Annotated in this window: 19 protein-coding genes; 9 read left to right on the plus strand and 10 right to left on the minus strand. The window is 59.6% G+C overall.

Annotated features, from left to right (window positions below):
• Positions 1 to 107 precede the first annotated feature (107 nt).
• The gene (locus LPB19_RS08795) at positions 108 to 1,274 is read right to left on the minus strand and encodes an isovaleryl-CoA dehydrogenase (RefSeq protein ID WP_206642558.1); all 1,167 of its coding nucleotides are present in this window, start codon (positions 1,272 to 1,274) and stop codon (positions 108 to 110) included.
• Between the two features lie 78 nt (positions 1,275 to 1,352).
• Positions 1,353 to 1,796 carry a MerR family transcriptional regulator gene (locus LPB19_RS08800; protein WP_206642559.1) on the minus strand — a complete coding sequence of 148 codons (444 nt, stop codon included), beginning with the start codon at positions 1,794 to 1,796 and terminating at the stop codon, positions 1,353 to 1,355.
• A gap of 104 nt (positions 1,797 to 1,900) precedes the next feature.
• On the opposite strand from LPB19_RS08800, the gene LPB19_RS08805 reads away from it, so the two are divergent.
• From LPB19_RS08805 to LPB19_RS08815, 3 genes are all read left to right on the plus strand, one after another.
• The gene (locus LPB19_RS08805) at positions 1,901 to 2,662 is read left to right on the plus strand and encodes a 3-hydroxyacyl-CoA dehydrogenase (protein WP_206642560.1); all 762 of its coding nucleotides are present in this window, start codon (positions 1,901 to 1,903) and stop codon (positions 2,660 to 2,662) included.
• A 25-nt stretch (positions 2,663 to 2,687) separates the two neighbouring features.
• Positions 2,688 to 3,839 carry an acyl-CoA dehydrogenase family protein gene (locus LPB19_RS08810; RefSeq protein WP_206642561.1) on the plus strand — a complete coding sequence of 384 codons (1,152 nt, stop codon included), beginning with the start codon at positions 2,688 to 2,690 and terminating at the stop codon, positions 3,837 to 3,839.
• Between the two features lie 160 nt (positions 3,840 to 3,999).
• Positions 4,000 to 5,181 carry an acetyl-CoA C-acyltransferase gene (locus tag LPB19_RS08815; protein ID WP_206642562.1) on the plus strand — a complete coding sequence of 394 codons (1,182 nt, stop codon included), beginning with the start codon at positions 4,000 to 4,002 and terminating at the stop codon, positions 5,179 to 5,181.
• Between the two features lie 170 nt (positions 5,182 to 5,351).
• Here LPB19_RS08815 and ilvD read toward each other — a convergent pair whose 3' ends face one another.
• Both ilvD and LPB19_RS08825 read right to left on the minus strand, forming a co-directional pair.
• The gene (ilvD, locus tag LPB19_RS08820) at positions 5,352 to 7,028 is read right to left on the minus strand and encodes a dihydroxy-acid dehydratase (protein ID WP_206642563.1); all 1,677 of its coding nucleotides are present in this window, start codon (positions 7,026 to 7,028) and stop codon (positions 5,352 to 5,354) included.
• A gap of 228 nt (positions 7,029 to 7,256) precedes the next feature.
• The gene (locus LPB19_RS08825; protein WP_206642564.1) at positions 7,257 to 9,191 is read right to left on the minus strand and encodes a sigma 54-interacting transcriptional regulator; all 1,935 of its coding nucleotides are present in this window, start codon (positions 9,189 to 9,191) and stop codon (positions 7,257 to 7,259) included.
• Between the two features lie 328 nt (positions 9,192 to 9,519).
• On the opposite strand from LPB19_RS08825, the gene LPB19_RS08830 reads away from it, so the two are divergent.
• The 4 genes from LPB19_RS08830 to cynS are packed head-to-tail and all read left to right on the plus strand — an operon-like array spanning position 9,520 to position 13,187.
• Complete coding sequence (locus LPB19_RS08830) at positions 9,520 to 10,938, plus strand: ABC transporter substrate-binding protein (protein ID WP_206642565.1); 1,419 nt, start codon at positions 9,520 to 9,522, stop codon at positions 10,936 to 10,938.
• A 2-nt stretch (positions 10,939 to 10,940) separates the two neighbouring features.
• Positions 10,941 to 11,768 carry a nitrate ABC transporter permease gene (ntrB, locus tag LPB19_RS08835; RefSeq protein ID WP_206642566.1) on the plus strand — a complete coding sequence of 276 codons (828 nt, stop codon included), beginning with the start codon at positions 10,941 to 10,943 and terminating at the stop codon, positions 11,766 to 11,768.
• A 51-nt stretch (positions 11,769 to 11,819) separates the two neighbouring features.
• Positions 11,820 to 12,716, plus strand: coding sequence for an ABC transporter ATP-binding protein (locus tag LPB19_RS08840; RefSeq protein ID WP_206642567.1), 897 nt, complete (start codon positions 11,820 to 11,822; stop codon positions 12,714 to 12,716).
• A gap of 27 nt (positions 12,717 to 12,743) precedes the next feature.
• Positions 12,744 to 13,187 carry a cyanase gene (gene cynS / locus LPB19_RS08845; RefSeq protein WP_206642568.1) on the plus strand — a complete coding sequence of 148 codons (444 nt, stop codon included), beginning with the start codon at positions 12,744 to 12,746 and terminating at the stop codon, positions 13,185 to 13,187.
• Positions 13,188 to 13,346: 159 nt separating this feature from the next.
• Here the strand turns inward: cynS and LPB19_RS08850 are convergent, their stop codons facing one another.
• The 4 genes from LPB19_RS08850 to LPB19_RS08865 all read right to left on the minus strand — a co-directional run bounded on the left by LPB19_RS08850 (position 13,347) and on the right by LPB19_RS08865 (position 19,089).
• On the minus strand, positions 13,347 to 13,625 hold the full coding sequence (locus tag LPB19_RS08850) for an ACT domain-containing protein (RefSeq protein ID WP_206642569.1): 279 nt from the start codon (positions 13,623 to 13,625) through the stop codon (positions 13,347 to 13,349).
• Positions 13,622 to 15,325, minus strand: coding sequence for an acetolactate synthase 2 catalytic subunit (gene ilvG, locus LPB19_RS08855; RefSeq protein ID WP_206642570.1), 1,704 nt, complete (start codon positions 15,323 to 15,325; stop codon positions 13,622 to 13,624). The genes LPB19_RS08850 and ilvG overlap by 4 nt, the downstream gene beginning before the upstream one ends.
• Before the next feature lie 284 nt (positions 15,326 to 15,609).
• On the minus strand, positions 15,610 to 17,235 hold the full coding sequence (locus tag LPB19_RS08860) for a methyl-accepting chemotaxis protein (RefSeq protein WP_206642571.1): 1,626 nt from the start codon (positions 17,233 to 17,235) through the stop codon (positions 15,610 to 15,612).
• A gap of 228 nt (positions 17,236 to 17,463) precedes the next feature.
• The gene (locus LPB19_RS08865) at positions 17,464 to 19,089 is read right to left on the minus strand and encodes a methyl-accepting chemotaxis protein (RefSeq protein ID WP_206642572.1); all 1,626 of its coding nucleotides are present in this window, start codon (positions 19,087 to 19,089) and stop codon (positions 17,464 to 17,466) included.
• Positions 19,090 to 19,202: 113 nt separating this feature from the next.
• On the opposite strand from LPB19_RS08865, the gene LPB19_RS08870 reads away from it, so the two are divergent.
• Positions 19,203 to 19,976, plus strand: coding sequence for a pseudouridine synthase (locus tag LPB19_RS08870; RefSeq protein ID WP_206642573.1), 774 nt, complete (start codon positions 19,203 to 19,205; stop codon positions 19,974 to 19,976).
• Here the strand turns inward: LPB19_RS08870 and LPB19_RS08875 are convergent.
• Positions 19,945 to 21,822 (minus strand): sensor domain-containing phosphodiesterase, encoded by a 1,878-nt coding sequence (locus tag LPB19_RS08875; protein ID WP_206642574.1) that lies wholly within the window; start codon positions 21,820 to 21,822, stop codon positions 19,945 to 19,947. The two genes, LPB19_RS08870 and LPB19_RS08875, sit on opposite strands and share 32 nt — an antisense overlap.
• Before the next feature lie 290 nt (positions 21,823 to 22,112).
• Between LPB19_RS08875 and LPB19_RS08880 the strand changes: the two genes are divergently transcribed.
• A complete protein-coding gene (locus tag LPB19_RS08880) occupies positions 22,113 to 23,999 on the plus strand; it encodes a sensor domain-containing diguanylate cyclase (protein ID WP_228289072.1) in 1,887 nt (628 codons plus the stop codon).
• On the opposite strand, the gene LPB19_RS08885 is transcribed toward LPB19_RS08880, so the two are convergent.
• Entirely contained in the window at positions 23,963 to 25,438 is a 1,476-nt protein-coding gene (locus LPB19_RS08885; protein WP_206642576.1) for an amidase, read from the minus strand. The genes LPB19_RS08880 and LPB19_RS08885 overlap by 37 nt on opposite strands.
• Positions 25,439 to 25,541: the final 103 nt, after the last annotated feature.

The following is a 25,541-nucleotide window of genomic DNA, read 5'->3' on the forward strand; positions in this document are numbered from 1 at the left end:
CGGGCACATCCATGTGCGCTTGATTCAGGCCATCCCTGGCCTTAAACATTCCCGCGAGTTCCGTTCACCACCCCCTCGACGTACTTGGGAGTTAAAGTCCTGGAGCCTTACTTGTTCAGGAAGAGTTCCCGACCAATCAGCATGCGGCGAATTTCGGAAGTGCCCGCGCCGATCTCATACAGTTTTGCGTCCCGTAGCAGCCGGCCTGTCGGGTAGTCGTTGATGTAGCCGTTGCCGCCCAGCAACTGGATAGCGTCCAGCGCCAGTTTGGTGGCCATTTCCGCGGAGTAGAGGATGGCGCCGGCGGCGTCTTTGCGGGTGGTTTCGCCGCGATCTGCCGACTGGGCGACCATGTAGACGTAGGACTTGGCGGTGTTCATGAACGTGTACATGTCCGCCACTTTGCCCTGTACCAGCTCGAACTCGCCGATGGCCTGGCCAAACTGTTTGCGCTCGCGGATGTATGGCACCACCACGTCCATGGCGGCCTGCATCAGGCCCAGCGGGCCGCCGGACAGCACCAGGCGTTCGTAGTCGAGGCCGCTCATCAGAACCTTGGCACCGTTGCCGACACCGCCCAGTACATTTTCCCTGGGCACTTTGCAGTCCTGGAATACCAGTTCGCAGGTGTTGGAGCCGCGCATGCCGAGTTTGTCCAGCTTCTGGTGGCGGCTGAAGCCGGGGTAGTCGCGCTCAACGATGAAGGCGGTCACGCCCTTGGAGCCGCCCTTCGGGTCGGTCTTGGCGTAGATGACGAAGGTATGCGCGTCCGGGCCGTTGGTGATCCACATTTTGTTGCCGTTCAGCACGTAGTGGTCGCCTTCGTCGCGGGCGTGCAGCTTCATGGAGATAACGTCGGAACCGGCGTTGGGTTCGGACATGGCCAGGGCGCCGACGTGCTCGCCACTCACCAGCTTGGGCAGGTATTTCTGCTTCTGCTCTTCGGTGCCGTTGCGGTGAATCTGGTTCACACACAGGTTGGAGTGAGCGCCGTAGGACAGGCCCACGGAGGCCGAGGCCCGGCTGATTTCTTCCATGGCGATCACATGGGCCAGGTAGCCCATGTCGGAACCGCCGTATTCTTCTTTAACGGTAATGCCCAGCAGGCCCATGTCACCAAATTTCCGCCACAGGTCCATGGGGAACTCGTTCGTGCGGTCGATTTCTTCGGCGCGGGGCGCAATTTCGGCGGCGGCGAAGGCGTTCACCTGTTCGCGCAGCATGTCCGGGGTTTCGCCAAGGCCAAAGTTGAGCTCTGAGTACTGTGATTTCATCGGGCTTACCTTCTTGTTCTGTATCTTCAAAAAACGTTGATCGGTCCGGGCGGGTGTGCTCACCGCGTGGTGTGTCGCTTAGCCCGCCTCAATTGTTTTCGATTTCCTGGAGGCACCCGGTTTCCGGTCGGTTTTTCCGCGGAGTTCCGCCAGTGCATCACGGCACCGCGCTTCGGCGGCGTCCATTTCCTGCTCCATCATTTCGATGTCTTTCTTCTGCTGTTCGATCTGCTCACGTTTGCGTGCCAGGGTTTCCAGCATGAGTAAAAGCTGGTTCTCGCTGCCTTTCAGACTGTTGTCGTAGAGGTCGAACAGTTCCCGGGTTTCTGCCAGCGAAAACCCCATGCGCTTACCCCGGAGGATCAGTTTCAGCCGGACCCGGTCACCTTTGCTGAAGATGCGGGTTTGGCCGCGGCGGGCGGGCTTCAGGAGTTCCTCCGCCTCGTAAAAACGGATGGTCCGGGTTGTCACGTCAAATTCTTTCGCGAGTTCGCTGATGCTGTAGGTGTCTTTGGTGGTCATGTTGAGTTCCTTTTTTTGTCTAGGTTAGATAAAGTTTACGTAAACGTAAAGAATTTTTGGGCCATCTTGAGCACAAAAACAAATAGCGAAAACAGGAGAAGATGATGGAATTCAAAAACGTACCCGCCATCGTTACCGGCGGTGCTTCCGGGCTTGGCGAAGGCGCAGCCCGCACACTGGCTGCAGCAGGCTGTAAGGTCGCGATTTTCGACATGAACGCCGAGCGTGGAGAACAGGTTGCCGCCGAGATTGGTGGGGTATTTGCCCAGTGCGATGTCGCCTCCACCAGCAGTGCAGAGGCCGCCTTTGCTAACGCCCGTGAAGCGCACGGCCCCTGTGGCATTCTGGTGAACTGCGCCGGCATTGCGCCAGCGGCGAAGATTCTGGGGCGCGACGGTGTGATGCCGCTGGAGAACTTCAGCAAGGTGATTGAGGTCAACCTGATTGGCACCTTCAACATGCTTCGGCTGGCGGCGGCGGAGATGGCCCAGCGCGAGCCCAACGCTGATGGTGAGCGGGGTGTGGTTATTAACACCGCATCCGTGGCCGCTTATGAAGGGCAGATCGGGCAGGCGGCATACAGTGCTTCCAAGGGTGGAGTGGTGTCGCTGACTTTGCAGGCCGCCCGTGAACTGGCCCGCGAAGGTATTCGGGTGAACACCATCGCTCCGGGGCTGTTCATGACCCCGATGATGGCGGGCATGCCGGAGGAGGTTCAGCAGAGCCTGGCCAACACACTGCCGTTCCCCAAGCGCCTGGGTAAGCCGGAAGAATTCGGCATGATGGTGGACCAGATGGTGCGCAACCCCATCCTGAACGGCGAAGTGATCCGCCTGGACTGTGCCCTGCGCATGGCCCCAAAGTGACAGCCGCGAGCGGCAGGAGACAACAATGACAACCTCTGTTGATCAAGAAGAGCTGGCCCTGTTCCGGGATTCCGTTATCAAGGCGCTGGAAACCGAAGTGGCGCCTCACTATGAGGCCTGGGAGAAGTCCGGCCTGGTGCCCCGGGAGCTGTGGAACATCCTGGGCAACGCCGGCATGCTGTGTGTGGATGTGCCCGAAGACCTCGGGGGCTGCGGCGCACCGTTTCAGTATTCGGTGGTGGTGGGCGAGGAAATGGCCCGTCTGGGCTTCGGCGCGCTGTCCACCAACGTGATGGTGCATTCCGACATCGTCGCCCCCTACCTGACGCACATCGGTAACGACGAACAGCGCCAGCAATGGCTGCCGAAGATGGTCTCCGGCGAGGCCGTGGGCGCCATCGCGATGACTGAGCCAGGGGCTGGCAGTGACCTGCAGGCCATCCGCACCAGCGCGGTGAAAGATGGCGACGACTACATCCTGAATGGCTCCAAGACCTTCATCACCAACGGCCAGCATGCCGACATGGTGATTGTCGCCGCCAAAACCGACCCGAGTGCCGGCGCCCGGGGCATCAGCCTGTTCCTGGTGGATACCTCGCTGCCGGGTTATAGCAAGGGCCGCAACCTGGACAAAATCGGCCAGCACTCCGGCGATACCTCCGAACTGTTTTTCTCCGACATGCGGGTTCCGGCCTCCGCCCTGCTGGGTGAAGAGGGACAGGGCTTCATGTACCTGATGCGTGAGCTGCCCCGTGAGCGGCTGGTGATCGGTGCCCTTGGCGTTGCGGCGGCCCGAGGCGCGCTCGATCTGACCATTGCCTACGCCCAGGAACGCGAACTGTTCGGCCAGAAGCTCGCCCAGCTTCAGAACACCCGGTTTGAAATCGCCCGCATGGAAACCGATTACCGGGTAAACCGGGCCTTTGTACAGGAGTGCGTGGAAGCCTACGAACGCGGCGAGCTGGATGCCCCCACTGCCTCCATGGCCAAGTACAGCGCCACCGAAATGCAGTGCCGGGTGGCCGATGGTTGCCTGCAGCTGTTCGGTGGCTACGGCTACACCACTGAGTACCCGATTTCGCGGGCGTTCATGGATGCCCGGGTACAGCGGATTTATGGCGGCACCTCCGAGGTCATGAAGGAAATTATTGCGCGCTCAGTACTGGGTAAGGCCTGAGTAAGGACGGCCAACTCCACACTATGCCGAGGGCGTGGAAAGGTCATTCAGGGACCGTCCAAAACATGGATGTTTTGGTCGAGCGTACACGGACGTATTCACAGCGAGTGCCTGAATGACCTTTCCGCGCCCTCAAGCACCAAGATTTGAGGACAGAGAGATGAATAAAATCGACGTAGTCATCGCAGGCTCCGCAAGAACCCCCATGGGCGGCATGATGGGCGCCCTCAACTCCGTGCGCTCGCCGGACCTCGGCGCGGTAGCCATCAAGGCGGCTATCGAAAAGGCCGGCCTCCAGCCGGCTGACGTGCAGGATGTGGTCATGGGCTGCGTACTCCCCGCGGGCCTTGGCCAGGCACCGGCGCGACAGGCTTCCCGGGCATCTGGCATTCCCGACAGCACCGGCTGCACCACCATCAACAAAATGTGCGGCTCTGGCATGCAGGCCCTGATCATGGCTCATGACCAGATCAAAGCCGGCACCAACGACATCATGATTGCCGGTGGCATGGAAAACATGAGCCAGGCGCCGTATCTGCTGCCTAAGGCCCGCGCCGGCATGCGCATGGGCCACGGACAGGTCATGGACAGCATGTTCCTGGACGGGCTGGAAGATGCCTACGAAGGCGGCCTGATGGGGGTGTTCGCCCAGCGCACGGCGGACAAGCTGAATATCAGCCGCGAGACCATGGACGAGTTCGCCATCGGCTCACTGAACAAGTCCCTCGCGGCCATCGAGAATGGCTGGTTCCGGGATGAAATGGCACCGGTGACGGTCTCTGGTCGTGGTGGTGAAACGGTGGTCGATACCGACGAACAGCCGGGCAACGCCCGTCCGGACAAGATTCCTCACTTGAAACCGGCCTTTGCGAAAGACGGTTCCGTGACTGCGGCCAACTCCAGCTCCATCAGCGATGGTGCCTCGGCTCTGGTGCTGGCTTCTGCCGCCGAAGCCGAGTCCCGCGGCCTGACCCCGCAGGCCCGTATCGTGGCCCATGCCACCCACGCTCGCTTGCCGTCGGAGTTCACTCTGGCGCCCATTGGCGCTATTGAGAAGGTCTTGGAAAAGGCCAACTGGTCGGTCAAAGATGTGGATCTGTTCGAGATCAACGAAGCCTTCGCCGTGGTCACTCTGGCCGCCATGCAGGCGCTGGATCTGCCGGAAGAGAAGGTGAACGTTTACGGCGGCGCTTGTGCGCTGGGGCACCCGATTGGCTCCTCCGGTTCCCGGATCATCGTGACCCTGATCAATGCGCTGAAACAGCGTGGCCTGAAGCGGGGTATTGCGTCGCTGTGTATTGGCGGTGGTGAGGGGACTGCCGTGGCAATCGAGTTGCTGTAGTCGCCGGAAACAGGGTGCTTGGCGCGGGGAGGTAGGTCTTTTCTTCTGGGAAAAGGAACTCGCTGCGCTCAGACAGCTTTTCCCGGCAGAAAAGACCGACCTCCCCACTTTTCCGTCACTGATAGAGCCAGGTCGGATTCAAACCAGACGATCTGGATGCATCTCGAAGGTCAGGGCAAATCCGTCACCGCCCCGGTGGAGGCCGAACTGACGGTGCGGGCGTATTTCGCCAGCACGCCTCGGGTAAACCGGGGTTCGGGGGGCTGCCACGCCTTCCGGCGCTGTTCCATTTCCGCCTCGGGAACGTCCACGGAGATGGTGTTGTTCACGGCATCAATAGTGATGCTGTCGCCATCTTCCACCAGTGCAATCGGCCCACCCACCGCGGCTTCCGGCGTGATGTGCCCAACCACGAAGCCATGACTGCCGCCAGAGAAGCGGCCGTCGGTAATCAGTGCCACGTCGCTGCCCAGACCCTTGCCCATAATGGCGGATGTGGGGCTCAGCATTTCCCGCATGCCGGGGCCACCTTTCGGGCCTTCATAGCGAATGACCAGTACATCGCCGGCTACCACGGTGCCGTCCAGGATGCGTTCCTGGGCTTCCTCTTCGGAATGAAACACCCGTGCCCGGCCAGAGAAATGAGTGCCTTCTTTCCCGGTAATCTTGGCGACCGCGCCTTCCGGCGCCAGATTGCCATAGAGAATGCGCAAATGGCTGTCGGCTTTGATGGGGTTGTCGAAGGCATGAATGATCTGCTGGTCTTCGGGGTAGGGCGTCACATCGGCCAGATTCTCGGCCAGGGTTTTGCCGGTCACTGTCAGGCAGTCGCCATGCAGCAGGCCCCTGTCGAGCAGCATTTTCATCAGTGGCTGGATGCCGCCGATGGCCACCAGTTCCGACATCATGTAATGCCCGGACGGGCGAAGGTCTGCGAGTACCGGTACCTGTTTACCGATGCGCACGAAATCGTCCAGCGACAACTCCACGCCCATGGTGCTCGCCATGCCCAGAAGGTGCAGCACCGCATTGGTTGAGCCCCCAAGTGCAATGACCACGGTAATCGCGTTCTCGAAGGCTTCCCGGGTCATGATGTCCGAGGGTTTGATATCTGCGTCGAGCAGTTTGAGCACGGCGGCACCGGCGGCTTCGCAGTCGGCCAGCTTGCTGTCGGAGACGGCATTCTGCGCCGAACTGCCGGGCAGGCTCATGCCCATGGCTTCGATGGCGGAGGCCATGGTGTTGGCGGTGTACATGCCGCCACAGGAGCCGGGCCCGGGGATCGCGGTTTCCTCGATCTGTTTGACTTCGATCAGATCCATGTTGCCGCGGGCGTGAGCACCCACTGCCTCGAATACCGAAATGATGTCGGTATGGTTGTCGCCGGGCATGATGGTGCCGCCGTAGACAAACACTGCGGGCCGGTTCAAGCGGGCCAGGCCCATGATGCAGCCGGGCATGTTCTTGTCACAGCCGCCGATGGCCACCAGGCCATCGAAGCCCTCGCAGCCGGCGACGGTTTCGATGGAATCGGCAATCACTTCACGGGAAACCAGGGAATATTTCATGCCCTCGGTGCCGTTGGCGATGCCGTCTGAGATGGTGATGGTGTTGAAAATCAGGCTTTTGCCACCGGCCGCATCGGCACCTTTGGAGGCTTCGCGGGCGAGGCCATCGATGTGCATATTGCACGGTGTGAGGTTACTCCAGGTCGAGGCGATACCGATCTGGGGTTTCTGGAAATCCTCATCGGTAAAGCCGACCGCCCGCAACATGGCCCGGCTGGCGGACTTGTTGATGCCATCTACTACCGGTGCGGAATGCTGGCGCCGTTTGTCCGTCGTCATGGTCAATTCCTCGTGGTCCGTTCAAGCTGTCCGGAGCGGTGTCACAGCTACTGGCATCAGCTCAACACCTGCCCCGGCATGCAGTTTTTCCAACTGAAACTGAAGCATAGCAACTGGCCGTGAACCCTCCAATGTTCGCATCCGGTGTAGATGCTCAGCGAGTGAGTCCCATACCGTTGCCGAGACACGGAGACCGCGCATCCGTGTTCTCAGAAGTGATCCGAAGAGTCACTCAGCTGCGTCACGGAAAGCCCGACAGTCGACTTTCATTTTCTTCAGGCGTGAGGTCAGTGTGGTGGGTTTGACCCCCAGCAGAACAGCGGCGCCATCGTCGCCGAAAACACGGCCTCCGGTCATTTGCAGGGCCCGTATCAGGTTGTCCTTTTCCAGTCGTCGCAGCTCCTGTTCTGTCATCAGTTCGCCGCTGAAATGACGGGCCGGGGGGCGCGTGGGGGTGGACGCTGAATCCTCGTCAGCGCCGGAAAGCTCGACATCCAGCTTGGTGTCCCCGGTAATCACCAGGCGTTCAATCACGTTTTCCAGCTCACGGACATTGCCCGGCCAGCTGTAGGCTGACAGCAGTTCCACATCGCGGTTGCGCAGCTGAAAATAGGGCCGGTTAAACTTCTGGCTGGCACGGTTCACAAACTCCTGCGCCAGCAGGGGAATGTCTTCCACACGGCGGCGCAGAGGCACCGATTCGATGGGGAAGACGTTGAGCCGGAAGTAGAGGTCTTCCCGGAACGTGCGCTCCCGGCTCTCGGCTTTGAGGTCCCTGTTGGTGGCGGCAATCACCCGCACGTCCACCGCACGAGTGCGGTTCTCGCCCACGCGTTCGAATTGCTGATCCTGCAAAACCCGCAATAGCTTGCCCTGAAGCTCCAGAGGGATTTCGCCTACTTCGTCGAGGAACAGGGTGCCGCCGTCGGCCAGCTCGAAGCGGCCGACCCGATCGCTGACGGCGCCGGTAAATGCCCCTTTGATGTGCCCGAAAAACTCACTTTCAAACAAGTCCTTGGGAATAGCGGCACAGTTTACCCGGATAAGCGGACGATCCCGCCGTTCGCTGGCCTGGTGGATAGCCCGGGCGATCAGCTCTTTGCCGGTGCCGGATTCGCCGGTAATCAGCACGTTGGCGTCGGTGGGCGCCACCAGTCCGATCCGCCGGACAATGCCTTTGATGGCTTCGCTCTGGCCCACCAGCTCATGGAAATGGTGCTCGGCGCTCAGCTCTTCCTGAAGATAAGCGTTCTCCATTTCCAGGCGGCGCTTGAGACTCTCTACTTCTTCCAGCGCCTGTTTCAGTTCGTCTCTGGCCTCCAGCCGGGCCGAAATATCCCGAAACACGACCACCGCGCCAATGGGGTGTCCGCTGTCCAGAATCGGGGTGCTGGTGTATTCCACCGGAAACCCGGTGCCGTCTTTGCGCCAGAAATAATCCTCATCGACCCGCCGCACCGCAGCTTCGCGGAAAGCGCCATAGATCGGACAGTCCTTAAGCGGATACAGGGAACCGTCTTCGTGGGAATGGTGGGCGACCCGGTGCATCACCCGGCCCATCAGCTCATCCGCCCGCCACCCCAGCATCCGTTCAGCGGCAGGATTCACGAAGGTGGTCCGGCCCTCGGCGTCGACACCGTAGATGCCTTCGCCGACCGCATGAAGAATCAGCTGGTTCTCCCGCTCCATATCCCGGAACAGTTCCTCCACCCGACGCCACTCGAGCAGGCCGCCCTGATGGTAGCGATTCACCTCGTGGCGTTCGCGAAGGGTGCGCAGCTGCTGACTGTCCCGCAGCAACAGCAGCAGGGTGAGCGACTCCCCGCCGCCGGTACGGGCGGCAGAGATTTCCAGGTCCACGGAGTGACCGTCCCGGTGCCGGAGACTGAAATCCCGGCTCCAGCCCTGGTTGCGGAACAGGGTTTCTTCCGTGAACGCGATGAGCGAGGGCCGTTGTCCCGGGAAAAGGCCGGTGCAGGCACTGCCAATCAATGACTGCCGGTCAATGCCTGCCAGGCGGGCCATGGCGCTGTTGGCGGCAAGAATCCGGTCATTGTCTGCATCGACCAGTAAAGCTGCCTCGGGCAACTGCTCGATCCAGCCCGAGGATGGCGCACGGGTTACCGGCTGATGGCGAACGGGTGTCGGCTGTGTGGGCTGCATCGCTTGTCCTTCCCTGAGTACGAATCAGTGAGATAGAAACAAGGGGCGTGCCAACTACGAAAATTCGTTCCATTGACTACGAAAAATCGTCGAGTACGAAAAATCGTAGTTGGCGTGACCTTCCGAGTTTAAAAAATAAGTTAATAAAAACAGTTTTCTATGTGTTTTCTGGTTCGCTGGCACGAACTCTGCGTTAGAGAACCTCAGAAGGAGCGCCGGAAGCTTTGGCGGGTATGCCTGAACGCGAGTGTTGCTCGCATTGGGGCGAAACCTGTCAGTTGCACCGAAATGGCGCGGTGAATGACCAAAAAGATAAAGGAGCGTGCCCATGACCATGAACAGCCTCGGAAACCCGTTCGATGGTGATCAGTCCCTGATTCACTCGAAAACCTGCGAATGCCCGACCTGCCAGCCAGGCACCGGTGCAAGCTTGTTGATGCCAGCAACCGAAAAGGTGCAGGAAGCCAAAGCCTCGGATGCGCCGACCGATTCGGAGGCCATGCTGGATCGTGCCATTGAGAGCGCGGTGGTTCGTTCGGTATTCGGCCACAACGATTTTGATCGCCGCAGTTTCATGAAAATGATGGGCGCCGGTTCCGCCGCTGCGTTGCTGGGCAGCGTTTTCCCGATGGACAAGGCCAAGGCGGCTGTGAAGGAATCCCTGGGGAAGCTGGAGAAAACCAAACTGAACGTCGGATTCGTGCCGATCACCTGCGCCACGCCCATCATCATGGCCCACCCGATGGGCTTCTATGAGCGCTACGGCCTTGATGTCACCGTTACCAAAACCGCCGGTTGGGCGGTCGCCCGGGATAAATCCCTGGCCGGCGAATACGACGCCTCGCACATGCTGACCCCCATGCCCCTGGCGATGACCATGGGCGCCGGTTCCACCCCCGAGCCTTACATCATGCCGGCGGTTGAGAACATCAACGGTCAGGCCATCGTGCTGCACGTTGACCACAAGGACAAGCGAGATCCGAAAGACTGGAAAGGCTTCAAGTTCGGTGTGCCGTTCGAATACTCCATGCACAACTTCCTGCTGCGGTACTACCTGGCCGAGAACGGAGTGGATCCGGACAAAGACGTGCAGATTCGGGTGGTTCCACCGCCCGAGATGGTGGCCAACCTGCGCGCCGGTAATCTGGATGGCTATCTGTCGCCAGACCCGTTCAACCAGCGTGCGGTGTGGGAGAAAGTCGGCTTCATCCACATCCTGACCAAGGACATCTGGGAAGGCCATCCGTGCTGCGCCTTCGCCTGCAGCCAGAAGTTCGCGACCGAGAACCCGAATACCTACGGCGCCCTGCTGCGTGCAATCATCGACGCCACCCAGTACTCCCAGAGCACCGAAAACCGTAAGGAAATCGCCGAGGCTATTGCCCCGAAGAATTACCTGAACCAGCCGGTGCCGGTGATTCAGCAGGTGCTGACCGGTTACTACGCCGATGGCCTGGGCGAGGTGCAGAACGTGCCCGATCGCATCGATTTCGATCCGTTCCCCTGGCACTCGATGGGCGTGTGGATACTGACCCAGATGAAGCGTTGGGGTTATATCGAGGGCGACGTGGACTACAAGGCCATTGCGGAGCAGGTCTATCTGGCCGGCGAGACTGGCAAGCTGATGCAGGAGATGGGCTACTCCGCGCCGAGCGAAACCTACAAGACCCACACCATCATGGGCAAAACCTTTGATCCGGCCAAACCGGAAGAGTATGCCCGCAGCTTTGCCATCGGGAGGGTGTAACCATGGCGTCCCTGAACGTTCGGGCTGCTGTCGTTTCCATCACGTTCCTGATTCTGGTGCTGGGCATGTGGGAGATGTCTGCCCAGGCACCGGAAGCCGAAACGGCGATGACCGAGTACGAGCGTCTGATGGGCGGGGCTGATCAGGAGTCCCGGGTGCCACCCCCGTCCAAGGTGATTGCCTTGGCGTGGGAGGAATTGTCTGACCCCTTCTACGATGCGGGTGCCAACGACAAGGGCATCGGCATTCAGTTGGCCTACTCGATCTATCGGGTGTTGACCGGGTATCTGGCGGCCATGGCTATCGCCTTGCCAATTGGATTTCTGATCGGCATGTCGCCGCTGATGTACAAGGCGCTGAATCCCTACATCCAGGTCTTGCGGCCCATCTCGCCGCTGGCCTGGATGCCACTGGCCCTGTTCATCATTCAGGATTCCGATGCCTCGGCCATCTTCGTGATTTTCATCTGCTCCATCTGGCCCATGTTGCTCAATACCGCTTTTGGTGTGGCCAACGTGCGGGAGGACTGGATCAACGTGGCGCGCACCCACGAGTTGGGGCCGCTACGCACCGCGCTCACCGTGATCCTGCCCGCAGCGGCGCCGACGATTCTCACCGGCATGCGCATCTCCATCGGTATTGCCTGGCTGGTGATTGTGGCCGCCGAAATGCTCGTGGGTGGCACTGGCATTGGCTACTACGTGTGGAACGAGTGGAACAACCTGGATCTGGCGAGTGTGATCTTCTCCATCCTGATGATCGGGGTGGTCGGCATGGTGCTGGATCTGATTCTGGGCCGGGCGCAGCGCCTGGTGGAGTACAAGGAATGAACGGGTGGGGCGGCCATGGGTCGTCCCCAATCCTCCTGAGGGAGAACAGTTATGAGTAAGTCCTTTCTGGAAGTCGATGGCTTGTCCAGGGTATATCCGGACGGGCAGGGCGGCGAGCTGACGGTATTCGAGGACATTCGCTTCAGCCTGGAGAAGGGCGAGTTTGTCTGCATTATCGGGCACTCGGGGTGCGGAAAATCCACCATCCTGAATGTGCTTGCCGGCCTGGACGAAGCCTCCGAGGGCAACCTCGTGATGAGTGGCAAAGAGGTCAAAGGGCCGAGTCTGGACCGGGGCGTGGTGTTCCAGAACTACAGTCTGCTGCCCTGGAAGTCGGCCCTGAAGAACATCACCTTTGCCGTGCAGGCTCGCTGGCCCGCCTGGTCGAAGGACCAGGTACGTGAACACAGCGAACGTTACCTGAAAATGGTTGGGCTCGATCACGCCATGCACCGCAAACCGTCACAGTTGTCCGGCGGTATGCGCCAGCGGGTGAGTATCGCCCGGGCCTTCGCCACTCAGCCGGAACTGCTGTTGCTGGATGAACCCTTCGGCGCGCTGGATGCGCTGACCCGGGGTGTTATTCAGGATGAGTTGGTGAAGATCTGGGAAGAAACCCGTCAGACGGTATTCATGATTACCCACGATGTGGACGAGGCGATCCTGCTGTCGGACCGCATTTTCCTGATGTCCAACGGCCCCAATGCCCGCATTGCCGAGAGTGTCAGTGTCGAGCTGCCTCATCCTCGGGCCCGGGCGACGATTTTCCAGAACCCTGCTTATCACAAGATCCGGGATTACCTGGTGGACTTCCTGGTGAACAGAAGCAGTACCGCGCTGCCTGAGAAGAACGGCGCGCCCCGTGCTGTAGCGCCTGCCAGCGGCGTCACCCCGAGCCCGGATGACAACGCTCAATCTGCATCGCCCGCCAAAGCGGTCAATGCCTGAACCATCGCAACAAGTGAGGATACAAGCATGATGAACAAGGAACTGATGACGGCGAAGATTCTGGAAGCAAAAGTCACCAAGGGAATGACCTGGGAAGCGATTGCCGAGGCGGTTGATATGTCGCCGGTATTCACCACCTCGGCGTGCCTTGGCATGAACAGCATGGCGGAGGACAAGGCCTTCGCGCTGTGCGAGACCCTCGGGCTCGACAAGCAGGTGGCGGAAGCCTTGCAGAGTTGTCCGAAGAAGGCGTGGGACGGTGCCGTCCCGCAGGACCCGCTCATTTACCGCCTGTACGAAATCGTGGGGGTTTACGGGGATACCCTGAAAGAAATCATTCATGAGAAATTTGGTGACGGCATCATGAGTGCGATCGATTTCTCAATGGAGGTGGATAAGGAAGAGAATCCGAAGGGGGACCGGGTGGTGGTGACCATGAACGGGAAGTTCTTGCCTTACAAAGCATGGTGATTTGACGGAGTCCGGGTGCGGGGAGGTCGGTCTTTTCTTTTGGGAAAAGAAACTCGCTGCGCTCGGACAGCTTTTCCCGGCAGAAAAGACCGACCTACCCACACCCTGCAGAGGTTTGCTTTCGCTTGCAGACCGGAGGACGTTTCCTCCTGAAAAACCTCAGGCGGTTTTGGTCCTTGCCATCGGCTCCTGCAGTACCACTTCCGCTACCGTATGCAGCTTCTCCAGCTGTGATTTGAGCATGCTTATTGGCCTGGTGCCTTCCAGGGTCATGGCAATGTTCAGCTGCTCGCCCGCTGCATCCACGGCCATCTGAACAATCCGGAAACCCCGAATACGAATCACCTGGCAGAGCCGCTCCATGGCAGCGGCTTCGTGGGTCATGGTGCAGGCGATGGCGTAGCTGCCGTTGGTGCTTGGGTGCGTGGTCGGATTCATGCAACGTGCTCCTTGTTGGCGTTTCGGTTGCGCTGGGATTCATCAATCATGTCGCGGTTGCTGGCGCCGGGTTTCACGATCGGCCAGACGTTCTCTTCCCGGGCAATGGCGACGTGCAACAGCATGGGGCCGTCGTAGGCCAGGATGGTTTCGATGCCGCGGCGGATCTGGTCGGTGCGGTCAATGTGCAGGGCAGGAATGTCGAAGGCGCGGGCCATGGCAACGAAATCCGGGTTATCGTCCAGATCAATGTGGCTTTCCCGGTTGTTGTAGAACAGCTCCTGCTGCTGGCGAACCATGCCCAGGCACTGGTTGTCCAGAATGATCAGTTTCAGCGGCAGCCGATACCGGCGAATGGTGGCCAGCTCCTGAGCATTCATCATGAAGGAGCCGTCGCCGGCGACGTTGATCACGGTGCTGCCGGGACTGGCAAACTGGGCACCGATAGCCGCAGGCAGGCCAAAGCCCATGGTGCCCAAACCACCGCTGGACAGGTGGTGGCGGGGGTGGTCGAACTGGTAGTACTGGGCGACCCACATCTGGTGCTGGCCCACATCACAGGCAATGACGGTGTCATCCGGTGCGATGCGGGACAGCTGGCGGACGAAGGCAGGGCCGGTAATCGGGGCCAGGGGTTCTTCGTTGTCGGCGGTGTTGAAGCCGCCGGTGGCGTGCCAGGTCCGGCACTGTTTACGCCAGCCTTCAATCGACAGGGGCTTTGCCCGGAACTCTCTGGCGAACTCCGACAGGATGCCATTCAGGTCACCGCGCAAGGCGAGGTCGGCTGGTCTCAGTTTGCTGATCTCGGCCGCGTCAGCATCGATGTGAATCACGCGGGCGTTGGGGGCAAAGGTATCCAGCTTGCCCGTGGCGCGGTCATCGAGGCGCGCGCCGATGATCAGTAACAGGTCGCATTCATCCACCGCCCGGTTGGCAGCACGGGAGCCGTGCATACCCAGCATGCCCAGATGGTTCGGGTCGTGTTTGCCGCCGTTGCCTATGCCCTTGAGCGTGACCACGCTGGGCAAAGCGGAGGCGTCGGCAAACCGTCGAAAAACGTCTTCACAGTGGGCCAGACTGACGCCGCCCCCGCTGTACAACAGCGGCTTCTTCGCGTTGCGCAGCATAGTAACCGCCGTGGACAGATCCGGCGGTACGGTCTGGACCGGTGGCGCCGGATGTTGTGTCGCGACTGGCTTGGCTTCGGTCAGTAAGACGTCTTTGGGAATGTCGATCCACACCGGCCCGGGGCGGCCGGTCTGAGCCAATTCAATAGCTTCTGCCATGATGCCGGGCAGTTCGTCGGCAGAGTCGACCAGGTAGGAATGTTTGACGATTCCCAGGGTCATGCCCAGAACGTCGGTTTCCTGGAACGCATCGGTGCCAATCAGGCCGGAAGGCACCTGGCCGGTGATCACCAGCATGGGGATGGAGTCGCGGTGGGCGTTGGCAACGCCGGTGATCAGGTTGGTGGCACCGGGGCCCGAGGTGGCGATGCAGACACCGATCTCGCCACTGGCACGAGCGTAGCCGTCGGCGGCCAGGGCACAGGCTTGTTCATGGCGGCACAGCGCGTGCTCCACATTCCCGTCGTCCACTAGCGCATCATAGAGCGGCATGATGCAGCCGCCGGGGTAGCCAAACACCGTGCTGATGTTGTGCTGGTGGAACGCGTCCAGAATGTGTTGTGCGCCGTTCATGGTCGATGTGTCCTTTTGCTTTGCCCAATAAAGAAAAACCCCCGGGACCTTTCGGTGCCGGGGGCTTTTGGTGTCTTGTCAGGTTGGTTGTTCTATCTCACCTGCTTGTCCACGCAGAAGCCCCCGGATGGCACCACGACCACCAGGACAAGCTTCACTAGGACGATTACAGCGTTGAGATTCATGCGTTGAACAATCTGCTCTGAGTTCGAAATAAATCGTATGGCCAAAATCTACCCCACCCGTTAAGTGGGGCGCAAGCGTTTACCGAAAGTTTTTTAAACTCAGGCACGAACGCGACTTGCAAGTTCGCCCGCTTTAGCGGCCATGCTATCCAGTTCCGGGATCGACAGCAGGTTTTCGTGAGCCGCTTGATTCATGGATTCCGAGATCTGGGCAATCTCGGTGACATTCCTGTTCACTTCCTCGCTCACGCTGGTTTGCTGCTCTGCCGCCGTGGCTACCTGCGTGGTGGCGTCGTTTACATTGACCATGCGGCGGGTGATTTCCGCGAGAGTGTGGCGCACGGCTTCAACCGATTCGCTGCTTGATTTGGCAATGGATTCAGATTCTTCCATGTACTCGGTGGCCACTTGCGAGGCAGAGCCAATGGCTTCGATGATCTGATCAATCTCAATCGTGGCTTCCTGAGTCTTGGCCGCGAGGGTGCGCACTTCGTCGGCCACCACGGCAAAACCACGGCCAGCCTCGCCAGCACGGGCGGCCTCAATTGCAGCGTTCAGCGCCAGCAGGTTGGTTTGATCGGCAATTTCCCGGATGACTTGCATGACACCACCGACGCGGCGCCCGTCACTGGCCAGTTGATTGACGGTTTCGGCCGATGAGCGGATCTGGCCGGTGAGAAGTTCGACGTTCTCCACCGCCTGATTGATTTGTCGGTCTGCCATCCTGGTTTCTTCCGTGGTCTCCTTGATCTGTGTGGCCACTGCCGCGGCATGATTGGCCACTTCCACCGAGGTGGCAGACATTTCATTCATGGCCGCTGCAATCTGATCAATGCGCTGATGTGCCTCGCCGGATTGACTGGAAACTGTGCTGGTGTTGGTACGGAAAATTTGCCCCGTTTGCTGAAGCTGGTTCGCGTTGTGTTGCAGGAGCGTGGCAATTTCGGTCAGGAAACCGTGCAACACGCGGGCATTTTCAGCGACCCAGCCGAGTTCATCTTCCCGCCGCAAAGAAACCGGTTCGGACAGGTCGCCCTTGCTCAGTTTGTGCAACTGGCGGGCCAGCACCTTGGCTGGCGTGACCACCGAACGGATGAGGATGACGACACAGGCCGCAGTGCCGATGATGATCGCCGCGAACATCAGGCCGCCAATAGACCACGAGCTGCTTGCCATGGTGGTGTCCAGTTCGCTGGCATGGGCCGTCGTTTGTTCTCGGATTTGAGTCGCCGCCGCTTCAATCAATTTGGCGGGCTCTCGGTCAATGCCCTTCACCGCTCGATCACCCGCTTCGTGGTCGTAGTCCGCCTCAACGAAATGCTGGAAGCCCTTGCGATACGCGGTGCCCATGCGTGCATGGGAGTCGCGGAACTGCGCCAGCAGTTTTCGGGCCTCGGGGTCCTGAAGTTCCGGAATGAGGCGGTCCAGGCTCGCCTGAATGTCGGCTTCCCGCTGTTGGAAACGCTCCCAGTATTTTTCACGCTGGCTATCGTCCGCGCCGCGAATCAGCACGTTTTTCCATTCCTGAACCTGGGTCTTGAAGCTGATGAGGATGTCCTGAGCTTCCAGGGAATGCCTGGCCTCGATGCTGATGAGGTCCTGGTAGCCGTTCTGGGTAGATAACGATGTCTGGAAGAAAAGTACTGCCGCGACGGCAATGATCAGGTTGGTGACCAGAACGGCGGTCAGTATCCGGTTCAGAATGCTGCGTGCATACCACTTCATTGTTGTCGTCCTGCTAGTGGGGTATTCCGGCATTATCCACAGATGCCCCATTAATAATGTTTAATTTCTTTACCGGGGCGGTCGTACGCGTGACAGAAAGAGGGTCATGGCTTGCCGCCCTCGGTACCGAGCAGGGTAACGGTTTGAAGGACGTTTGCGCTGGTAACGCGAGGACAGGAGAAGGGGAAGGAATGGGTACCGGTCTGGCGACGGGTACCCTGTGCCGGACTAGGCGCGGACCCGGCTCGCCAGTTCGCTGGCCTGGCTCGCCATACGGTCGAGTTCAGGAATACGTTGCATATTTTCGCTGGCCGCCTGATTCATCGACTCAGACATCCGGGCAATCTCTGTGACGTTTCGATTGACGTCTTCGGTCACGCTGGTTTGTTGGTCGGCTGCGGTGGCCACCTGCGTGGTGGCGTCGTTTACACTGACCATGCGGCGGGTGATTTCTGCGAGAGTGCGACGCACCGCTTCAACGGATTCGCTGCTCGAGCGGGCGATCGTCTCGGATTGTTCCATGTACTCGGTGGCGACTTCGGAGGCCGAGCCAATGGCGCCGATGATCTGGTCGATCTCAACCGTCGCTTCCTGAGTCTTGGCTGCGAGGGTGCGCACTTCGTCGGCCACCACCGCGAAGCCGCGTCCGGCTTCGCCAGCCCGGGCCGCTTCAATGGCGGCATTGAGCGCCAGCAGGTTGGTCTGATCGGCAATTTCGCGGATGACCCGCATGACATCACCGACCCGGCGTCCGTCACTGGCCAACTGATTGACCGTCTGGGCAGAGTTACGGATCTGGGACGTCAGGCGTTCGGCACTTTCCGCCGCCAGGTTGATCTGGCTGTCCGCTGTTTTTGTTTCTACCGTAATTTTTTCAATTTCGGTGGCCACCCCCGCCGCATGCCTGGCCACTTCCAGAGAGGTGGCGGACATTTCTTCCATCGCGGCGACAATCTGGTCGATTCGCTGGTGGGCTTCTTGTGACTGGGAAGCCACTCGGTTGCTGTTGGTCCGGAAAACCTGACCGGTCCGATCAAGCTGGGTCGAGTTGTTCTGCAGCAGGTCCGCGATTTCTGACAGGAAGCCGTGCAGAATCCTCGCGTTGTCGGCAACCTGGCCAAGCTCATCGTGCCGGTTCAGGGCAATCGGTTCGGACAGGTCGCCTCGGCTGAGTTTGTTGAGTTGCTGGGCGAGACGTTTCGCAGGCTCGACCACCGCACGGATCAGGATGATGACGCACGCCAGGGTGCCGAAAATAATGGCCGCAAACATCAGTCCGCCGATCAGCCAGACACTGTCGGTCATCGATGACGCCAACGCATTGGCGTCGATCGCCGTGCGCTCTCGGATTCTTTGCGTTGCCCGCTCAATGAGTTCGGCTGGCTCCCGGTCGATGCCGGATACTGCCCGATCGCCCGCGCCCGAGTCGAAACCGGCGCTGACAAAACTCTGATAGCCTCGGCGATAGGCGGCTCCCATGCGCTGGTGAGCATCGCGGAACTGGGTCAGCAGATTTTTGGCTTCGGTATCCTGCAGTTGCGGAATGAGGCGGTCCAGGCTGGCCTGGATGTCGGCCTCCCGTTGCTGAAAGCGGCCCCAGTATTTGTCCAGCTGGCTGTTGTCTGAACCCCGAATCAGAACGTTTTTCCACTCCTGAACCTGGGTCTTGAAGTTGACGAGGATATCCAGTGACTCAAGCGAGTGCCGGGCTTCGTTCTGAATCAGCTCCTGATAACCCTTTTGGGTGTCGATCGAAGGTTGGAGATATAATACCGCGGAGATTGCGATGATGAGGTTGGTCAGTAAAACGCAGGTGAGTACTTTGCTTAATATACTTCGTGAATACCACTTCATATAAGACGTCCCTGTACCTTGTTTACCATTTTGTTTCAAATTTATTACAGTTTTTCGGTTTTTATGTCCTTGTTTTTGTTAAATTTTGTAGTTTTCTCTTCGGGCTTTAAGCAATGAACCCTCTCGTACCGCTATACCAAGACAATGCCCTGCTGGCCGTCCACAAGCCCGCAGGGCTGCTGGTGCACCGAAGCCCTATCGATAAGCATGAAACCGAGTTTGCCCTGCAATATGCCCGGGCAATCAACGGTGGCAGACACGTTTACCCGTTACACCGGCTGGATCGGCCCACCTCCGGAGTGCTGGTGTTTGCACGTGACCCGGATGTCGCCCGAACGTTGGGCTTAAGGATGATGGCGGGGGACATACAGAAACAGTATCTGGCGGTTGTGCGGGGCTGGCCGGCAGGGCAGGGGACCATTGACCATCCATTGCGGGACGAGCCGGAAGATCGGCGCCGGAAAGGCGAAGAGCAGACCGTTCGGGATGCGCTAACGCAGTACAGAACCCTGGCCACGACACAGCTGGATGTGACCATCGAGAAATACCCCACCAGCCGCTACGCCCTGGTGGAACTGGAACCGAAGACCGGTCGAAAGCATCAGTTGCGCCGCCACATGAAGCACATCAGCCACCCGATCATCGGGGATGCGAACCATGGGAGAGGGCGGCACAACCGGTACTTCGCGGACCGGTTTGGCGCAGCGCGGCTGATGCTGGCCGCGACCTGCATCCGGTTTCCTCACCCTGAAACGGGTGCGTGGCTGTCGATTTCAGCCCCGCCTGAGGAATCGTTCAGGCAGGTGCTTTCAATTTTTCCGGATCGTGAAGCGATTGACGAACTGATGCACCGGATCAGTGGTGTGCCGGGGCGTTCGCAGGACTGAGGAATTTGCTGACCAATTCGTTGAAAGGAACCGGTTTGCTGTATTTAAAGCCTTGAAGAAACTGGCAGTCGTGGGCCCGCAGCCAGCGTTCATGTTCCTCGGACTCCACACCTTCGGCCACGATATCCAGCCCCAGCCCGCGGGCCAGACCGATAATCGATAAGGTAATGGCGCAGTCGTCCTCGTCGCCGGGGATGTCGCGAATGAATGAGCGATCCACCTTGATGCGTGAGAATGGCAGTGACTTGAGCCGCGAGAGCGAGGAGTAGCCGGTGCCGAAGTCATCGATCGAGAGGGCTGAGCCGGCTTCCACCAGTTTTGTGAGGGTGTTGCGCAGGATCTGGGAGTCGCCCTGGATGGCGTCCTCGGTCACTTCGAAGTGCAGTCGGCCCGGTGACACCCGATATTCGGCGCAGATGGCCTGGATGTCTTCGGGCAGGTTGGGCGCCAGGACCTGCTCCGAAGCCAAGTTAACGCTGATCACGGGCAGGTTCAGTTTTTGCCGGCTGGCATGCTGGATATCCTGGCATACCCGGTGCAGCACGCACTCGCCCAGTTCCCGCATCAATCCCGCACCCCGGGCCACCTCAAGGAACTCAATGGGTGGCAACAGCCCTCGTTCCGGGTGGTGCCACCGTACCAGCGCCTCGGCACCGACCATCTGCTTGCCGGAATTGTCGAAGATGGGCTGGTAGAAGACGTCCAGTTTTCGTTCATGAATCGCCAGTCTCAGCTCCCGTTCCAGGGCGAATCTTGAGCGCGCCGTTGCCTGAATCGAGTTGTCGAACGGGCGGGCCTGATTCGGCCCCTGGCTCTTGGCATGGTACATCGCCGCTTCAGCGCTTCGGAGCAGGTCGTCGACATCGCGGCCATCGCCGGGGAATCGACAGGTGCCCAGGCTGGCCGTCACATTGATGCTCTGACCCTGTGTTTCGATCGGCTGACTGATCGTTTCCAGAATGCGCCTGTTCAGCTTGTCTAACTCCTGACCCCTGGGCACGGTGGTCAGCAGCAGGGCAAATTCGTCGCCGCCGATACGGGCGAGTACATCCTTGCCAGGTACGTGCATTTCACCGAGGCGCCGGCCAATCTCTGCAATGACGGCATCGCCAATCTGGGGGCCCAGGCCGTCATTGATGGTTTTCAGCCGGTCCAGGTCGGTCCAGATCAGCAGGAAATGATGGTGCCCGTGTCGGCGCGCCTTGCTGATCTGGTATCCCATGCGCTCGCGCAGGGTGTTGAGATTGGCCAGGCCAGTCAATGTGTCGAAGTGGGTCACGTAATCCAGCTTGCGCTTGGATTCCACCCACGCTTCGTGGGTGTTGATAAGGCTGACGGTGTCTGCCAGTGCTGCAACAAAGGACAGCTCGGGCAAGGTCCAGGTCCGGCGATGCATGGCTTCCAGGCAGATGACACCACTTGGGCGTGAGCCGTCAAAAATGGGCGCGTCGAGCATGGACTGGATGCCAAGCGCCGTCAGGTAGCCCTTGGAGAAGGTGTTGGTTCGTTCATCCGTTTGCGCATCAGAGGCGTCAATCACGCGGGCATTGCACAGCGCTTCAAAGTAGCGCGGATGCTCGTCGCCGAGCAGGACCAGAGGATGGGTTGAATCGTAGCGCGGAGCGCCGGATGCCTCGGCTTTCGCATCATGCAGGTATTCGCAGGTGAGCTGTTCGTGACCGTGACTGAGTTGCCAGATACTGACCCGCTCTACCTCAAGCGCTGACGCACACAGTTCGGTCAGCGCAGCCAGTTTCTGCTCCCGCTCATCCTGAATGAATTCGGGGCTGTGGCTGAGCTTCATCAGTCGCTCGTGAAAATCCGTAAACAATCGGTTCTCTGACATCGCTCTCGTTTTCTGTTCCGGGTACGCCGAACCTGGCTCAAGAATTCCTTCTCATGGCACGTCTGGCACGATAGGTGCTTGTAAGTACTTGAAAAATGGTCGGCTAATGATGGCAATTTGTGCCCGTCCTGTCCAACCGTATTTCGAGTCAGCATCTATGGAACAGTGTAGGAGAGGGGCACTGTATCCGTTTGTATTAAAATGCTGTTTTTTATTGTTCGTGCGGACCTGCGCCACGGAAGTGGGCGATACTCAAACTGAAAAATTACAACAAAGTAATGGTGTTGAGTGTGAGACAACTTCTGGCGGCGGTGTGGGTGCTCTTCGGCTGGCTCGTTGTAAGTTATGCCTGGGCGGGAACGGTGGACTGGCAGGTCCATAATCAGCGCCTGAATGTCGCGGAGCACGTGTATTACGTGCAGGAACCCCCGGCTGGCCTGTCCTTTGCTGAGGTCCGGCAACTGCCGGAACAGACCTGGACGGAAAATACCGCGGATACTGTCAGTCTGGGTTATGGCAGCGACGTTTACTGGTTCCGGCTGAGTGTTGTTTCCAGAACGCCGACGATTGTCCCAACCTTCCTTGAAATCGCTTACGCGGTGCTGGATGACGTCCAGGCATACGTGGTTCAGGGCCAGAGCGTCGCCGGGCAATACACGATGGGCGACAAGAAGCCCTTCTATGACCGCCCGATCAACCACCGTAACTTCGTTATTCCGCTCGAACTCTGGCCAGGAGAGACAACCACGGTCTACCTGCGGGTTGATACCACCAGTTCGATGCAGGTGCCGTTGACGCTCTGGAGCGAGGATGCGTTTTACACCTCGGACCAGTCAGTGAACATCTTTGAAGGTGTGTATTACGGGATCTTCCTGGTGATGATTCTGTACAACCTGTTCGTCTACATGGCGATGGGGGAACGCAGCTTCCTGTACTACGTGTGCTACATCACCGCCATGCCGCTGTTCATGGCCAGCCTGCGTGGCACCGGATTCCAGTACCTGTGGCCCGAGGCCACCTGGTGGAATGACCAGGCGATCATTGTGTTCCTTAATCTGACCATGTGTTTCGGAGCCGTCTTTACCGTCCGTTTCCTGTCGATCAGAGCGACGTCCACGCCCGTGATGTACCGGGTTTCGTTGCCGCTTACCGTCCTGTCCGGCCTGATGGCCCTGGCGGGTCTGGTGCTTCCGTACAGTGGCCTGATTGTTCCGACCATCATCATGGCTTTCGTTTACTGCGTGTTGATGCTGGTGTTCGGTTGCATCCGCTGGTATCAGAAGCACCCCGCGGCGCGTTTCTACACAGTGGCGTGGGTATTCTGGTTGTCCGGAGGGGTGATTCTGGGATTGAGTAAATTCACGCTCCTGCCGCGTAATTTCTTTACCGAAAACGCAACCCAGATTGGTTCTGCGTTGGGTGTCATCCTGCTGTCGATCGCGCTGGCGGATCGCCTGAACAAAGAAAAGCGCGCGGCTTTCCTGGCCCAGCAGCGGTTATTGCGGGAGGAGCGTAAAGTCCGGCTGGCGCAGGAAAAATCCCTTCACGTCCAGCAGGAAGCCAACGCGCAGCTGGAAGCACGGGTTCAGGAGCGGACCCGTGACCTGGAAAAACTGAACGCTCAACTGCTTGAGCTGAGCGCCACCGACGGCCTGACCAGCCTGAAAAACCGGGCGCATTTCGACACGGCCTTCCAGTCCGCGGTGGTGCATGGTTTCCGGTTTGAGGAACCGGTGTCTCTGCTGGTGCTGGATATCGACCACTTCAAGAAGTTTAACGACACCTATGGCCACCTGGTGGGCGATGATTGCCTGAAGATGGTTGCCAGTACCATCCGTCAGCACGTGACCCGGCCACAGGATCTGGCGGCTCGCTATGGTGGCGAGGAATTTGTCATCCTGTTGCCGAATACTCCCGAGGAAGGTGCCCTGCGAGTGGCGGAGCGGATTCGTGCCGAGGTAGAAAACACGGGCTTTCGGGTGTCCGGGGAAACGGTCCATCTGACGGTCAGCATCGGCGTTTGCACGATGCTGCCCACGGAGGCCGACGCCACCAAGGAACTGTTCCGTCTGGCGGACGAGGCGCTTTACGAAGCCAAGGGCGACGGCCGGAACCGCGTAGTTCCCTGGCGGGCCTCGGGTCAGCCCGTCGACAATCCCCCTTTAACCCCCGCATAACGCGTTGGCGCGCGGCCCGGGAGAATTGCCCAGGGTCGCTCTGCCTCGAGCGTATAGGCAAGGTCCAGCAAGGTGCGTTCGTCGCCGTGACGGGCCATGAAATGAACCGACAGCGGCAGCCCGTTGCTGCCCAGACCCGCCGGGAGTGAGATGGCCGGAGCCCCGGTGGTGTTGGCCAGCGGAGTAAATCCCACATAACGGATCAGGCGATCGAACAGGTCATCGAAGGGCACGTTCGGACTCAGGTGCCCGAGGGGCGGAGTGGCGTGGCCGAGTACCGGCGTCAGGGAAGCATCCAGCCCGGCCATGGCCGTTTCGTACTCCTGTGCAGAGCGGCGAAGCCGCCACAGGGCCAAGGGTAATCGGTGGAATTCCTTCCTGAACTTTTTCGCCAGTCCACGAGTCAGGCCGTCGACTTTTCGCCGGTCGAATTCGCGATGAAACATCAGCCGGCCGTTGGTGGTGACGCCAAACGCCAGGAAGGCCCAGTACAGGGCGAAGTCCTGAGCGAAGGTGGCCGCGACAGGCACCTCCATAGGCACGATCCTGTGTCCCAGCTTTTCCAGCAGGCGGGCGGTGCTCGCAACCGCCTCCCGGGCTTCCTGATCGGTGGGGTGGCCGGTGATGGAATCTTCCACCACGCCGATTCGAAGGGGCTTGCCTGACGGCCCGCTGACGGTGCCGATTGCCGGAAGCCTGCGCCGGCGAAAGTAACGCTCTGCCTCACGGTAGAAATTGGCCGTATCCCGAACTGACCGGCTGACGATGCCATCGCTCAAAATGTTAATGGGCAGCGCAGTCGCGGCGTCATTGTTGACAAGGCGCCCCCGTGACGGTTTCAGCCCGACCAGTCCACAGCAGGCGGCCGGAATTCGTATGGAACCGCCACCATCGTTGGCGTGGGCCATGGGAACCACCCCTGCAGCCACCAGCGCGGCGGAGCCTCCCGAGGATGCGCCGGTGGAATAATCCGGGTTCCAGGGATTGCGGGCGACGGGCTGATTCGGTGGTTCGGTGGTTGCATTGAATCCAAATTCGGGCATGCTGCTCTTGCCCAGGCAGATCATTCCCTGTGCCAGCAGCTGTTTGGCCACGGGGCTGGTGCGGGATGCGGGGCACGCAGGCACGGCATCGGAGCCGTGTTGGGTTGGCAGCCCTTTGATGTCGGTGTTGTCCTTGATGGCGATTGGAACCCCGCGAAAGAACGTCTGTCCCTTACTGTCAGAACCTGAGTCTATGCGCAGCGCGACGGCTTCGGCCTGTTCAAAGGCGGTGCTTGCGAACGTGCCCAGCTGGCCATCGACTGCCCGAGCCCTGTCGATGGCGGCCTTCGTCAGCTCGGTGGCGGACAGCTCGCCCTGGCGGATGCGCTGGGCCAGAGCGGTTGCGTCATCGGTCTGCAGAGCATCGTCTGTGAAAGCGTGAACCGGCTCGGACATGCAAACTCCTGTGGTGTTTGAAGCAGGCGGATCGCTGCGTTTCCGTACTGTAGTGCATCGGGTTCGCCAGGAGTATGTCATTTGGGGAAAGAGCGCACAGATG

This window comes from Marinobacter salinisoli, from assembly GCF_017301335.1.
Lineage (GTDB): Bacteria > Pseudomonadota > Gammaproteobacteria > Pseudomonadales > Oleiphilaceae > Marinobacter > Marinobacter salinisoli.